The sequence below is a fragment of the Cedecea neteri genome, assembly GCF_000758305.1.
In the GTDB taxonomy this organism is placed as follows: domain Bacteria; phylum Pseudomonadota; class Gammaproteobacteria; order Enterobacterales; family Enterobacteriaceae; genus Cedecea; species Cedecea neteri_C.
In genome coordinates this window covers 2109206-2123116 of record NZ_CP009458.1, presented here as the reverse complement: position 1 = coordinate 2123116, position 13911 = coordinate 2109206, and the positions used below count along the sequence as shown (strand labels likewise).

Below are 13911 nucleotides of genomic sequence, written 5' to 3'. Positions count from 1 at the left end.
CGGTGAATTAATGTGCAGCCACCGCTGACTCATGGGCGATTAAGCGCTCGGGCAGAATGAACGAAAACGTCGATCCCTGCCCCGGCACGCTTTCGATATCAAGCCGTGCATCATGATGGCTAAGGGCATGCTTCACGATAGCCAGCCCAAGCCCGCTGCCCCCGGTCTGCCGGGAGCGCGCTTTGTCTACGCGGTAGAAACGCTCCGTCAGGCGCGGAATGTGCTCGGCGGAGATCCCCGGCCCGGTATCCTTCACGCTGAACGCGACGCCGTGAGGCAGCCTGCGCCAGGTGACAGTGATGTGCGTCCCGGCTGGCGTGTGATTCACCGCGTTATACACGAGGTTTGAGATCGCGCTACGCAGCTGTTCTTCGTTGCCGTAAACCTGAAGCCCTGGCTCAACGTTAAAAGTGAGCGTTTGCTTCTGCTGGCTTAGCGTCTGCGCCTCGCGTTCCACCACGCGCAGCATCAGCGGCACGTCGATTTTCTCATTCATCGACAGCGTGGGGGCGGCTTCAATGCGCGACAGCGTTAGAAGTTGCCTCACCAGCCCTTCCATGCGAGAGGTTTGCTCGCGCATGGTATGCAGCGCTTTGTCCCGCAGCGGCCCTTCCAGAGCCTGATCCTGCATCATCTCCAGATAACCCTGTAACACGGTCAGCGGCGTGCGTAGCTCATGGCTGACGTTGGCAAAGAAGTTGCGGCGAGCGCCTTCAAGCTGGTGCATCTGCGTGACGTCACGCGCCACCATCAACCACTGCCCGTCGGCGTAAGGCATCACGCGGAACTCAAGATGACGGCCATTGTTCAGCACCAGAGTCAGCGGGCGACCAAACTGCTGCTTCGCCACGTATTGCGAGAATTCAGGGTAACGCAGCAGGTTGAGGATATTTTGGCCGCTGTCGTCCGGCCAGCGTAGGCCAAGCAGCTGCTGTGCCAGGCCGTTACACCAAAAAATGGTGCCTTCTTCGGTGGTCAGCACGACCGCATCGGGCAGAGATTCTGCCCCGCTTCGGAAGCGTTTGATCAGGTTGCCTAACTCTTTGCGGCGCTTTTTATTACGTAGCTGCATCTGGTGCAGCCCGTAGAGCAGAGGTTCCCAGCTTCCCCGCCCGGGCGGCGGGGTCATGCTGCGGTCAACCCACAGCCACCAGGAGAGACGAAGTAAATTCCAGAAATGCCAGCTTAGCAGGGCGGTCACTGCCGCCAGTAAAAACCACGGCAGGTGGCCAAAAATCAATCCGAGAATTGCCGCTGGCATACAACAGAGCACCAGCTCCAGTACCAGCCTTTTCCATGACAGCCGTTCCAGCACGCGTCACGCTCCTGTCAGCATATTAAAAACGGGTTGAAAAACGATAACCCGTGCCGCGAACTGTTTGCACCATTTTGTCATGACCACTTGTTTCCAACGCTTTACGCAGGCGACGAATATGCACGTCTACGGTACGGTCTTCAACGTAAACGTTCGTTCCCCACACGTTATTAAGCAGCTGTTCACGGCTGTAAACGCGCTCCGGGTGGGTCATAAAGAAGTGTAACAGCTTAAATTCAGTTGGCCCCATGTCGAGCGGATCTTCGCCGGTCATCACGCGGTGTGAGGACGGGTCAAGGCTCAGCCCCTGCATCTCAATCACTTCTTCCACCGCCATCGGGGAAATACGACGCATCACCGCTTTAATACGCGCCACCAGCTCTTTAGGAGAGAATGGCTTAGTGATGTAATCATCGGCACCGACTTCAAGGCCACGCACGCGATCTTCTTCTTCGCCACGCGCGGTCAGCATCATCACCGGGATTTCGCGGGTCAGCGCTTCGCGCTTCAGGTGCTTGATAAACTGGATCCCAGAACCGCCTGGCAACATCCAGTCCAGCAGGATCAGGTCGGGGAAAGGTTCAATCAGCAGGTTAACCGCGCTGTCATAATCTTCCGCCTCTACCGACTGGAAGCCATTTTGCTCGAGCACAAAGCTCACCATTTCACGAATCGGAGCTTCATCTTCTACGACTAAAATGCGTCTCGCCATGATTTACCCTGTTGAAAAGAGACCATCTCTTATTAATTGTGCGCCAGTATGCGTCAGATTTGTGACAGATTTATGAAAAAGATGACGGCCAGATATTTCACCTTTTTGAATTATGACAGCCACGGATTTTTACTGACGGTTACGCTGCCAGCTCAATAGCTTATAATCGGTAATTCGCCTCTTTGCCATGGGACAGGTTATGCGCATTCTCCACACATCAGACTGGCACCTCGGCCAAAACTTCTATACCAAAAGCCGGGCTTCTGAACATCAGGCCTTTCTCGACTGGTTGTTAAACGCCGCAGTCGAACATCAGGTGGATGCGATCCTCGTCGCGGGAGATATCTTTGATACCGGCTCGCCGCCGAGCTACGCCCGTGAAATGTATAACCGTTTTGTCGTGCAGCTACAGAGCACCGGCTGCCAGCTCGTGGTGCTGGCGGGGAATCACGATTCCGTAGCCACCCTGAACGAATCCCGCGAACTGCTGGCCTGCCTGAATACCCGAGTGATTGCCAGCGCTCGCCATAACAAAGATGAACAGGCGCTGGTGCTCAACCAAAAAGACGGCACGCCGGGGGCGATTCTCTGCCCTATTCCTTTCCTGCGCCCTCGCGATATTCAAAGCAGCCAGGCGGGGCTGTCCGGCCATGAAAAACAGCGTTCTTTAATGGAAGCCATCAGCGAACATTATCAGCAATGTTATGCCGCCGCCGTGGCGCTTCGCGGTGACCAGCCACTACCGATTATCGCCACCGGGCACCTGACCACGGTGGGCGTGACGAAATCCGATGCGGTGCGTGACATTTATATTGGCACGCTGGACGCTTTCCCGGCGCAGCACTTCCCGCCCGCTGACTACATTGCGCTCGGGCATATTCATCGCGCGCAAAAAATTGGCGGCACGGAGCATATTCGCTACAGCGGCTCACCGATTCCGCTGAGCTTCGACGAAACCGGCAAAGCCAAAACCGTTTTTCTGGTGACATTCAACGGCGGAGCGCTAACCACCGTCGAGCCTCTGGAAGTCCCCATCAGCCAGCCGCTGGCCATCGTGAAAGGGTCGCTGCGCGAAATCGAACAGCAGCTAGAACAGTGGCGAAACGCGCCTGCTGAACCCAAAGTCTGGCTGGATATCGAAATCGCCACCGACGAATATCTGCATGACATGCAGCGCCAGGTACAGGCGCTGACCGACGATTTACCGGTTGAAGTCGTTCTGCTGCGCCGCAGCCGCGAACAGCGCGAACGGGTGATTGCCAGCCAGCATAAAGAGACGCTGAGCGAGTTAAGCGTTGAAGAGGTTTTTGAGCGCCGGTTGAGTCAGGAAGAAACCAGCGAGGAACGCGCCGCCAGGCTAAGAACGCTGTTTGCCCAAACCCTTTCAGATTTGCACCAGCAGGAGGAACAGGCATGAAGATCCTCAGCCTGCGGTTAAAAAACATCAACTCCCTGAAAGGCGAGTGGAAGATTGATTTCACCCAGGAGCCTTTCGCCAGCAACGGGCTGTTTGCTATCACCGGCCCCACGGGCGCGGGCAAAACCACCCTGCTGGATGCCATTTGCCTGGCGCTGTACCACAAGACCCCGCGCCTCAACACCGTGTCGCAGTCGCAAAACGACCTAATGACCCGGGACACTGCAGAATGCCTGGCCGAAGTCGAGTTTGAGGTAAAAGGCACGGGCTACCGCGCTTTCTGGAGCCAGAATCGCGCCCGCAACGCGGCGAACGGCAATCTCCAGGCACCGCGCGTGGAGCTGGCTCAAATCGAAGATGGCAAAATTCTCGCCGATAAAATCAAAGACAAGCTGGAGATTATCGCCTCCCTCACCGGCCTGGACTACGACCGCTTCACCCGCTCGATGATGCTCTCCCAGGGGCAGTTTGCCGCCTTTTTAAACGCAGATGCCAACGACCGCGCCTCGCTGCTTGAAGAGCTGACCGGCACGGAGATTTACGGCACCGTTTCCGCCGCGGTGTTTGAAAATCATAAGCAAATCAAAAGCCGCCTTGAAAACCTGCTGGCTCAGGCCTCCGGCGTCGCACTATTAACCGCAGAGCAGCAACAGCAACTTGCCGAGAGTTTGCAGGTACTCACTGTTGAAGAGAAAAAGCTGTCCGCAGAGCACCAACAACAGCAGCAACACCAGCAGTGGCTCACTCAGCTAGCCCGACTTTCTGCCGACAAAACCCAAAAGCAGCAGGCGCTGAACGCAGCCAATCAGTCGCTCAAAGACGCAGAGCCGATGCTGGCGAAACTGACCCGAGCCTTGCCTGCCGAAAAACTTCGCCCTGACTGGCAGCGGCTGCAGGAAAAGCAGCAGTCGCTGAAGCAAAACAGCGAGGCGGCGGAGAAAGTGAATACCCGCTTACAGCAGCTTTCCGTCCGCCGACAGCAAACCCGAATGCTGGCCGCCGAACAGGCCCAGCGGCTGAAGAATGAAGCTCAGCAGGTCGAAGACTGGCTCGCGGCGAATGACCGTTATCGACTTTGGTCTGCCGAACTGACGGGCTGGCGCATGGCGTTCACGCAGCAGCAACGCGACGAAAAACAGCTGACTGAGCTAAAGCAGGCGTTCGAGGCCAGTCGGCAAAAACTGCAGGCGCTGCCGGAACCAAAGCTTAGCCTTTCTCCTGATGAAGTGAGCGATCACTTACAGCGACTGCAGGCAACCCGGCCTGCCCGCCAGCTATTGGCCACTTTGCAGCCACAGTTTGCCACGCTGGAGAAACGCAAAACCGAGCAACAGCGCGAGCTTATCGAACTGGATAAACAGATCGCCGAGCGTGACGTTGAACTGGGGCAAAAGCGCCAGCAATACAAAGACAAACGCCAGCACGAAGCGGACCTGGAAAAAGTCGTTGAGCAGGAAAAGCGCATCCAAAGTCTTGAAGCCGAGCGCGCACGCCTGCAGCCTGATTCGCCGTGTCCGCTTTGCGGCTCAACCCAACACCCGGCTGTAGAGACGTATAAGGCTCTCGAACCAGGGGAGAACCAACAGCGCCTGGCCGCCCTTAAGCAAGAAGTGGCTAAACTCGCAGAGCTTGGCTTTGCCCTTAAAGGCCAGCTTGATACTCAGCGCCAGCAGCGCGAAAAACTGGCGCAGGCCAGCACCGCCATTGAAGCTGAAAAAACTGCACTATCAGCCCGCTGGCAGCAGCAGTGCGCGGAACTCGCTATCGCTTTAACGCCTCAGGACGATCTCAGCGCCTGGCTTGACGAGCAGGAACAGCGCGAGCTGCAGCTGCGCCAGCTTGGCGATCGGCAGGCGCTGGAGACGCAATACCAGCGCGACAGTCAGCAGCATGAAAAACTGCTCGCAGATTTTGTGGCACAGCGCGCTTCGCTACAAGCGGGGCTGGAGCAGGCCGGTCTTCAGCGCCCTGAGCCGGGCGCAGAGCAAACCTGGCTTGAGGCTCGCCACAAGGAGTCTCAGCAATGGCAGCAGCAGCAGGAGAAACTGCCGCAGCTTCGCCAGCAGCTCTCCGCGCTCGACATGTTGCTCTCAACCCTTGCAGACGATGGATCCAACCCACTGCCGCTGGATGAGCACGAGCACCAGGCCGCGCTGCAAAACTGGCAAGCGCTGCATAACGATTGCAACCTGCTTGAAGGGCAGCGCCAGTCCCTGCAACAGCAACTGAAGCAAAGCGAAGAAGAAAGTACTGCGGCGCAGATGCAGTTCAGGAATGCGCTTTCTGCCAGCCAGTTCAGCGATGAAGCCGATTTCCGCAGCGCCCTGCTGGAAGAAACCGAACGCCTTGAGCTGGAACAGCGTAAACAGCTTCTGGAGCGCCAGCATCAGCAGCAGGTCACTCTGCTGGAACAGGTTGAAAATGCGCTGGCTCAGCACTTATCGACGCGGCCAGAAAATCTGCATGAAGAAACAGCCCCTGGCGCACTGGAGGCACAAATTTCAGCGCTTGCCCTCCAGCTGCGCGAGAATGCTTCACAACAGGGTCAAATTACCCAGCAGCTGCGGCACGACGAGGAAAACCGGGTTCGCCAGCAAATGCTGATGCAGGAAATAAAAGCCTGTGAAGCGCAGGCGGAAGACTGGGGCTACCTCAACGCGCTTATCGGCTCTAAAGAAGGGGATAGGTTCCGTAAGTTTGCGCAAGGTCTGACGCTGGATAACCTCGTCTGGCTGGCAAACAACCAGCTCAACCGCCTGCACGGGCGCTACCTGCTGCAACGTAAAGACAGCGAAGCGCTTGAATTACAGGTGGTCGATACCTGGCAGGCCGATGCGGTACGTGATACCCGCACGCTTTCCGGCGGCGAAAGCTTCCTGGTGAGCCTGGCGCTGGCGCTGGCGTTATCCGACCTGGTCAGCCATAAAACCCGCATTGATTCCCTGTTCCTGGATGAAGGTTTTGGCACCCTGGACGCGCAGACGCTGGATACCGCACTCGACGCGCTGGATACGCTGAACGCCAGTGGCAAAACCATCGGCGTGATCAGCCACGTTGAGGCGATGAAGGAGCGGATCCCGGTGCAGATTAAAGTGAAGAAGATTAACGGGTTAGGTGTAAGCCGTCTGGATAAGGCTTTTGCGGTCGATTGACCCTCACCCTAACCCTCTCCCTAAAAGGGAGAGGGGATAAACAGTGCTCTCCGTCACCTGTTTCCCCCTCGCCCCTTTGGGGAGAGGGAATAGATTGCCTGCCATTCTGACCTGTTGTTTTTTCCCTCTCCCCATGGGGAGAGGGAATAGACAATGCTCTCCGCCAGCTTTTTCCCCCTCGCCCCTTCGGGGAGAGCGAATAGATTGCCTGCCGTTCTGACCTGTTGTTTTCTCCCTCGCCCCTTCGGGGAGAGGGCCGGGGTGAGGGGCGATTTACTTCTCTATCGGCCACAGCCACGCCGCACCGCGAACGCCGCTGGAATCTCCGTGCACTGCTTTGCGAACGGGCGTTTCACATTCGCCGCCGAACACCCACGGTTTGATCAGCTGCGGCACCGTCCGGTATAAACGCTCCACGTTGCTCATTCCGCCACCCAGCACGATCACATCTGGATCCAGAATGTTGACGATATGCGCCAGCGACTTCGCCAGACGCGTCTCATAGCGGCTGATAGCCAGCTCCGCCAGCGGATCCTGCTGTTCTGCCAGGCTGATGATCTCATGCCCTTTCAGCGTTTTTCCGCTCAGGCGCTGGTAGTCCGTGCCGAAACCGGTGCCGGAAATAAAAGTCTCAATGCAGCCCTGCTTGCCGCAGTAGCACGGCACTTCTTCCCGGAAACGCAGTTCGTCTTCATCCATCCAGGGCAACGGGTTATGCCCCCACTCGCCCGCGGTGCCGTTGCCACCGATCAGGCTCCGGCCATTGATCGCCACGCCCGCGCCGCAGCCGGTGCCGATGATCACCGCGAAGACGATCGGCGCCCCTGCGGCAGCACCATCGATAGCTTCCGACACCGCCAGGCAGTTAGCATCGTTCGCCAGCCTGACTTCGCGCTTGAGCGCCACGCTAAGATCCTTGTCAAACGGCTGCCCGTTCAGCCAGGTTGAGTTCGCATTTTTCACCACCCGGGTATAAGGGGAGATCGATCCCGGGATCCCAAGCCCTACCGTACCGGTCTCGCCCGTGGCTTCTTCCGCCAGCCGCACCAGTTCAACAATGTTTTTGATGGTAGCCTGGTAGTCGTTTTTAGGCGTGGGCAAACGGTGGCGATAAAGCTGTTTACCGTCGTCTGCCAGCGCGATCACTTCTGTTTTAGTCCCACCGAGATCGATACCTATGCGCACAAGAACTTCCTCATTTGGTGATAATTATCAACTACCTAAAATGCAGGCCAAGCAAAGACAATGAAACGAGGCCGTCAATTCGTTATCATGCCCGCTGCGTTTAACTGACAACCTGGGACAGAATCATGCTGTGGTTTAAAAATTTAATGGTTTATCGTTTAAGCCGTGACATCACGCTGACGGCGGATGCAATGGAAAAACAGTTAGCCGCCTTCACCTTCACCCCTTGCGGCAGCCAGGACATGGCCAAAACCGGCTGGGTGTCGCCGATGGGCTCGCACAGCGATGCATTAACCCATGTTGCCAACGGCCAGATTGTGATTTGCGCCCGTAAAGAAGAAAAAATTCTGCCCGCTCCGGTCATCAAACAGGCTCTTGAAGCCAAAATCAATAAGCTGGAAGCGGAACAGGCCCGCAAGCTGAAAAAGACCGAGAAAGATTCCCTGAAAGACGAAGTGCTGCACTCCCTGCTGCCGCGTGCTTTCAGCCGCTTTAGCCAGACAATGATGTGGATAGACACCGTCAACGGCCTGATCATGGTTGACTGCGCCAGCGCCAAAAAAGCGGAAGATACGCTGGCCCTGCTGCGTAAAAGCCTGGGTTCTCTGCCGGTGGTCCCGCTGGCGCTGGAAAACCCTATCGAACTGACGCTGACCGAGTGGGTGCGTTCAGGCGATGTCCCGGCAGGCTTTGCGCTGATGGACGAAGCTGAACTCAAGGCGATCCTTGAAGGCGGCGGCGTGATCCGCTGCAAGCAGCAAGAGCTGGTATGCGATGAAATTGCCGCCCATATTGAAACTGGCAAAGTGGTCACCAAGCTGGCGCTGGACTGGCAGGAACGCATTCAGTTCGTGCTGGCGGACGATGGCTCGGTCAAGCGCCTGAAATTTGCTGATATCCTGCGTGAGCAAAACGACGATATCGACCGGGAAGATTTTGGCGGGCGTTTCGACGCCGATTTTATTCTGATGACCGGCGAGCTGTCGGCGCTGATTACTAACCTGGTAGAAGCCCTCGGCGGGGAAGCACAGCGCTAATTGCCGTGGCTGACGCATAAAAAAGCCCCTCGCGGTGAAACGAGGGGCCTGAAAGTCAGTTATTTATCGGCCAGGTAGCGGCAAAGGTAGGACGTTGGCTCGGCAACCTGCAGATGAAACTCGCTGTGGCCTGGAACGTTAAAAACTTCGCCCGCAGCATAGGTTTTCCACTCTGTTTCCCCCGGCAGCAAAACGTGCAAAGCGCCGCTCACTACGGTCATTTCTTCCGGCTGGGCGGTCCCGAAGGTGTATTCCCCCTCCGCCATCACCCCAACGCTCGCACGGCCAGTGCTGCTGCTGGTAAAACCGATGGATTTTACTTTCCCGGAGAAGTACTCGTTACTCTGAAGCATGGACAGGCCCTTTATCGACATTAGTGAAAAAACCACTATAGAGGCGAACTCTCCGGCCTGTCACGCAAATTGTTAATTCCGTTCAGATAAGCAATTCCGCAGCTAATCGGGCCACCAGCACGTTGGATAACAGCACCGGTACATCCAGCTGCTTTTGCAGTAAATCCCGGTGTTTTTGATGGTAACCAAGACAGTCGAGGACCAGAACATCCGCCCCTTCCGCCATCAGTTTTCTGCCAGCCTCCAGCAGTTCGGCTTCGCTGCCGTGTACCGGATTCGCGAGCGCGTAAAGCGGCGGATGGGTCAGCTTGCGCCATTTCAGCTCCTGGAACTTAATCATGTCGGCAACCGGCAGAATGATCCCTACCTGATGGCCATCCACAATCGACGCCACCAGCGGCGGAATAATACGCTCAGGCTCCAGCAGGATGGCATTGCGGGCGCTTAAACCCGTCAGCGGCATCGTGCTCATCAGCAGGATAACTTCGTAGCCTTGATTATCCAGCTGTTCAATGATGCCCTGCATCGCAATGGAGATTTTGTCCCGCCCGACTGGCGTAATGGTATTATCCGCTAACAGCGTAAGCAGCGTCTCTTCGCCGGGAGACGGGGAAAACTGACGGCGAACCTCATCGGGAGAGAGATTGCCCAACAGGCTGACCTGGGAGATTTGTTGTTCAGAGATATGTTCAGTTAAAAAAGGTAAAACCTCACTGACTGACACTTTGCCGACGGTGAGAATGGCTACAGTTGGTTTCATGCTTCGCTCCGCTATTACTCAGTTACCACCCTCTTCGCTGCACTGCTCCACATCCGCTATGAAATAACTCGCCGGGGTCGATCGTTTTTTGATCGCCACAATCTGCAGCATACAACCTGAGCGATATCGAAATCCTTAACGAAACATCAACTACTGAGCAACATCTCTAATAGAATATATTTTAGCTAAATGAATGAGATAAAAGTTTCTCTTATGAAGGAGGTCGCACGCATGGCGTACGCCTTAAAAGACCCGTCAGGATCTTGAAGGAAAGCGGTGAAATGGCCATCGCTCGTCCTTAATTTCTTATGGATGAGCGTTAAGTATAGGCTAACTGGCGCGGGCCATTTGTAATGCGCTGAGGATAGATTCCACTACCGCATCAGGAGAGCGGGTAGCGTCCACAATATGACGGGCAACCTGCCGGTAGAGCCCTTCGCGAGCGGCTAGAACATCGACAATTTCGTCGGTAATGCCTTTACCGGTCAGCGTTGGGCGCTGCCCTTCTTCTGGAGAAGCGCTCAGGCGCGAAGCCAGAATCTGAGCCGGGGCATGTAACCAAACCGGGATACCATTTTCCTGCATAAACTGGCGGTTGCCCTCAGCCAGCACCATCCCGCCACCGGTCGCCACAACCGTCGCCGGAGCCGTTACGCGTTGCAGCGCATCGGATTCACGAGCACGAAACCCTTCCCAGCCCTCTTCGGCCACAATCTCCGCCACGCTCTTGCCGGTGTGGTTCAGCAGGAAACTGTCGGTATCGACAAAGGCGTAACCCAGCTTTCTCGCCAATGCGTGACCAACGGTCGTCTTACCACAGCCGCGCGCGCCGACTAAGAATAGGGGTTGAGTCATCAAAGATAATCCTCGGAAATGCGGGCCTGAGGCCACAAGGGGCAAAAGCAGGAAAACAGAGTGCGATAATACCATTAAACTAGTACGCGACAAGTGTAAACTTATAATTACAAAAATAAAATCTATCGCTAAAAACCCAGCTATAACGGCATTAACTGACACGTAACAAGTGTAAACTAAATCCACCACCTGCTAACTGCGCCACAATACTTTAAACGCCAGGCCAATGACAACCCTTAATCTGAGATTCGGTAACACATTTATGGTTAGCTTTACGATTAAGGCGTTTCACCTACGCTGAATGTGATCCAGACTCGTTTTAAGATTTCATCATGACAGAGGTATGAACCATGCAATCTGAAGAGCAGCGTCTTATTGACGGGCTTTTTGACCGTCTGAAACAGGCCGAAAGCCAAAGTGCCACCCGCGATGCGGCCGCCGAACAGCGGATTGCGCAACACCTCAGCCAGCAGCCAGGTGCCGCCTACTACATGACGCAGACGATCCTTATTCAGGAAGCGGCCATGAAGCAGTTGAATGGCAAAATTCAGGCCCTGGAAGCACAGGTGAGCGAGCTGGAGCAGAAATCTCGCCAGCAGCAAAGCAGCGGCGGTTTCCTTGCCGGATTGTTCGGTGGCGGCGGCAGCAACAGTAATAATACTGCTCGCGGCTCCGATCCGATTCCGGGTAGCCAGAACTATGGCACCTCTTCTGCGCCAGGCTACAGCGCGCCACAACAGGGCGGATACGGCGCTCCTGCCGGGTATGGCGCACCGCAGCAGCAGGCTGCCCCAGCCAGCGCTCCGCGTGCCGGAGGCGGGTTCTTATCTGGCGCGCTGCAAACCGCAGCGGGCGTAGCCGGTGGTGTTGTGGTGGCAGAAATGCTGACCAGCATGTTCCACCGCAGCCAGCCGGAAGAGATCGTCAATATTATCAATGAACCGGCGCCAACCTTCGACAACAGTTCATTCGACTCGGTCAACGACTACAACCAGGTCGACGATCGTCAGTTCCTGAACCAGGGCGGCTGGCAGTCCCAGGACAATACCGATTACGGTAACGATGATTTTGGCGGCGACGATTACGGCGACGACGACGACAGCTTCATTTAAGGCTTTTGTGCCCGCGCGACCTTCAGCAGCCACTTTTCCAGCTCATTGGCAAACTGCTGGCGGTCGCGCTGGCTCAGGCTGTCCGGCCCGCCGGTTTGTACGCCGCTGGCGCGCAGGGTATCCATAAAGTCACGCATCGTCAGGCGTTCACGAATGGTTGCGGGAGTGTATAGCTCGCCCCGGGGATTCAGCGCCACAGCCCCTTTCTCCAGCACATCCGCCGCCAGTGGAATATCTGCGGTGATAACCAAGTCGTCTTTCTCGCAGCGACGCACAATTTCGTTATCCGCCACGTCAAATCCAGAGGCAACCTGCAGGCTGCGAATAAACCGCGACGGCGGCGTTTTCATCCCCTGATTGGCCACCAGCGTGACCATAACCTGAGCACGATCTGCCGCGCGAAACAGCACCTCTTTGATGACTTTTGGACACGCATCGGCATCCACCCAAATTTGCATTATGGCTCCTGACTTTCGGTGGGAATGGGGGCGATTTTGCCGTGCTTTTGCCGAATGGCAAAATTTATCTGTTTCCACCCCGCTCCGCTCGCCGTTGAGTGCAAACATAGCCTAAGCGGTAAAAAGCGCGTTAAGCTATGACCATCAAATAACAAAACACATCACCATGGAGTCATGCTATGGACAAGAAAATAGGGTTTATTGGCTGCGGTAACATGGGCAAAGCCATCCTCGGCGGCCTGATTTCCAGCGGCCTTGTGCCTGCCGGCAATATCTGGATCTACACCCCGTCGCCGGACAAAGTTCAGGCTTTGTGCGAAGAATACGGCATTAACCCGGCGCAGAGCGCGCAGGAAGTCGCGCAGATAGCCGACATCGTCTTTGGCGCCGTGAAGCCAAACATCATGCTTAAGGTGCTGAGCGAAGTTAACTCCGACCTGAACAAAGACACCGTGATTATCTCTATTGCCGCGGGTATCACGCTGGAAACCCTGGCTAAAGTATTGGGCCATGACCGGAAAATTATCCGTGCGATGCCGAATACCCCGGCACTGGTGAACGCGGGCATGACGTCAGTCACGCCAAACGCCCTTGTCACGCCGGAAGACATTGCCGATGCGGTGAGCATTTTCCGCAGCTTTGGCCAGGCCGAAGTGGTAAGCGAAGCGATGATCCACCCTGTCGTGGGCGTCAGCGGTTCTGCCCCAGCCTACGTCTTTATGTTTATCGAAGCTATGGCCGATGCCGCCGTGCTGGGCGGTATGCCGCGCAAACAGGCCTATCAGTTTGCCGCTCAGGCGGTGATGGGCTCGGCGAAGATGGTGCTGGAAACCGGTACCCATCCGGGCGAGCTGAAAGACATGGTCTGCTCCCCTGGTGGCACCACCATTGAAGCGGTCAAAGTGCTGGAAGAGAAAGGTTTCCGCGCCGCAGTGATGGAAGCGATGGTGAAGTGTATGGCGAAGTCGGAGCTGCTCGGGAAGTCCTGATTTTGACAAAGCCCCTCACCCTAACCCTCTCCCCACGGGGAGAGGGGATTAGACTGAGCATAAATTCCTTCATCAAAACCCAAAATAAAAGCCCTCTGCCGACGGGGAGAGGGCTCTGAATCGAGCATAAATCTTCGATTTCCCCCTCTCCCTCTCAGGGAGAGGGCCGGGGTTAGGGTCATTCAAAACAACTTACTTTTTCTTCAGGCAATTGCTCATAAAGGTTTTTCTGGCGTCGCCCTTCAGCGATTGCTTCCCGGCATCCGCATTACAGTCCTTCATTTTTTGCTGCTGAGGCGTCAGGGTTTTCCCCGCTGCGGCAGGCGCTTCTCCTTTCAGGCAGCTACTCATGTAGCTCTTACGCTGGTCCCCTTTCAGGGACTGTGAAGCCGCCTGCTGATTACAGGTGGTCATCCGCTGCTGCTGCGGCGTCATCGTTTTATCCGCCGCCGTTGCTGACCCAACCAGCCCTACCAGTAACACCGCTAATAATGAAAATTTCATACCTTATTCCTTTTTTATTGTGACGTTTAAAGCCTGGCCTAAGGCAAAAAAAATGCGACGTT

The 13911-nt window shown here is 55.9% G+C and carries 13 protein-coding genes; 5 read left to right on the top strand and 8 right to left on the bottom strand.

From position 1 onward, the window contains the following. Positions 1 to 7: 7 nt before the first annotated feature. Both phoR and phoB read right to left on the bottom strand, forming a co-directional pair. A complete protein-coding gene (phoR, locus tag LH23_RS09910; protein ID WP_039290717.1) occupies positions 8 to 1315 on the bottom strand; it encodes a phosphate regulon sensor histidine kinase PhoR in 1308 nt (435 codons plus the stop codon). A 22-nt stretch (positions 1316 to 1337) separates the two neighbouring features. Then, positions 1338 to 2027 (bottom strand): phosphate response regulator transcription factor PhoB, encoded by a 690-nt coding sequence (gene phoB, locus LH23_RS09905; protein ID WP_008454506.1) that lies wholly within the window; start codon positions 2025 to 2027, stop codon positions 1338 to 1340. A gap of 199 nt (positions 2028 to 2226) precedes the next feature. Between phoB and sbcD the strand changes: the two genes are divergently transcribed. Then, positions 2227 to 3444: an exonuclease subunit SbcD gene (sbcD, locus tag LH23_RS09900; RefSeq protein ID WP_039290715.1), complete on the top strand. Its 1218-nt coding sequence runs from the start codon at positions 2227 to 2229 to the stop codon at positions 3442 to 3444. Further along, positions 3441 to 6596 (top strand): exonuclease subunit SbcC, encoded by a 3156-nt coding sequence (gene sbcC / locus LH23_RS09895; protein ID WP_039290713.1) that lies wholly within the window; start codon positions 3441 to 3443, stop codon positions 6594 to 6596. The genes sbcD and sbcC overlap by 4 nt, the downstream gene beginning before the upstream one ends. 273 nt (positions 6597 to 6869) lie before the next feature. Here sbcC and mak read toward each other — a convergent pair whose 3' ends face one another. After that, positions 6870 to 7781, bottom strand: coding sequence for a fructokinase (gene mak, locus LH23_RS09890; protein ID WP_039290710.1), 912 nt, complete (start codon positions 7779 to 7781; stop codon positions 6870 to 6872). A 125-nt stretch (positions 7782 to 7906) separates the two neighbouring features. On the opposite strand from mak, the gene rdgC reads away from it, so the two are divergent. Beyond that, on the top strand, positions 7907 to 8818 hold the full coding sequence (rdgC, locus tag LH23_RS09885) for a recombination-associated protein RdgC (protein WP_008454497.1): 912 nt from the start codon (positions 7907 to 7909) through the stop codon (positions 8816 to 8818). A 59-nt stretch (positions 8819 to 8877) separates the two neighbouring features. On the opposite strand, the gene ppnP is transcribed toward rdgC, so the two are convergent. The 3 genes from ppnP to aroL form a co-directional block, all read right to left on the bottom strand. Then, a complete protein-coding gene (gene ppnP, locus LH23_RS09880) occupies positions 8878 to 9171 on the bottom strand; it encodes a pyrimidine/purine nucleoside phosphorylase (RefSeq protein WP_008454495.1) in 294 nt (97 codons plus the stop codon). 82 nt (positions 9172 to 9253) lie between these two features. Next, positions 9254 to 9931 (bottom strand): AroM family protein, encoded by a 678-nt coding sequence (locus LH23_RS09875; RefSeq protein ID WP_039290707.1) that lies wholly within the window; start codon positions 9929 to 9931, stop codon positions 9254 to 9256. 330 nt (positions 9932 to 10261) lie between these two features. Beyond that, positions 10262 to 10786: a shikimate kinase AroL gene (gene aroL, locus LH23_RS09870; RefSeq protein WP_039290701.1), complete on the bottom strand. Its 525-nt coding sequence runs from the start codon at positions 10784 to 10786 to the stop codon at positions 10262 to 10264. A gap of 350 nt (positions 10787 to 11136) precedes the next feature. On the opposite strand from aroL, the gene LH23_RS09865 reads away from it, so the two are divergent. Beyond that, positions 11137 to 11898, top strand: a complete 762-nt coding sequence (locus LH23_RS09865; RefSeq protein WP_039290699.1) for a DUF2076 domain-containing protein — start codon at positions 11137 to 11139, stop codon at positions 11896 to 11898. Here the strand turns inward: LH23_RS09865 and LH23_RS09860 are convergent. Then, complete coding sequence (locus LH23_RS09860; RefSeq protein ID WP_039290697.1) at positions 11895 to 12356, bottom strand: YaiI/YqxD family protein; 462 nt, start codon at positions 12354 to 12356, stop codon at positions 11895 to 11897. The two genes, LH23_RS09865 and LH23_RS09860, sit on opposite strands and share 4 nt — an antisense overlap. A gap of 179 nt (positions 12357 to 12535) precedes the next feature. Between LH23_RS09860 and proC the strand changes: the two genes are divergently transcribed. Continuing rightward, positions 12536 to 13345: a pyrroline-5-carboxylate reductase gene (gene proC / locus LH23_RS09855; RefSeq protein ID WP_008454480.1), complete on the top strand. Its 810-nt coding sequence runs from the start codon at positions 12536 to 12538 to the stop codon at positions 13343 to 13345. A gap of 192 nt (positions 13346 to 13537) precedes the next feature. Here proC and LH23_RS09850 read toward each other — a convergent pair whose 3' ends face one another. Continuing rightward, positions 13538 to 13849: a PsiF family protein gene (locus LH23_RS09850; RefSeq protein WP_039290695.1), complete on the bottom strand. Its 312-nt coding sequence runs from the start codon at positions 13847 to 13849 to the stop codon at positions 13538 to 13540. Positions 13850 to 13911: the final 62 nt, after the last annotated feature.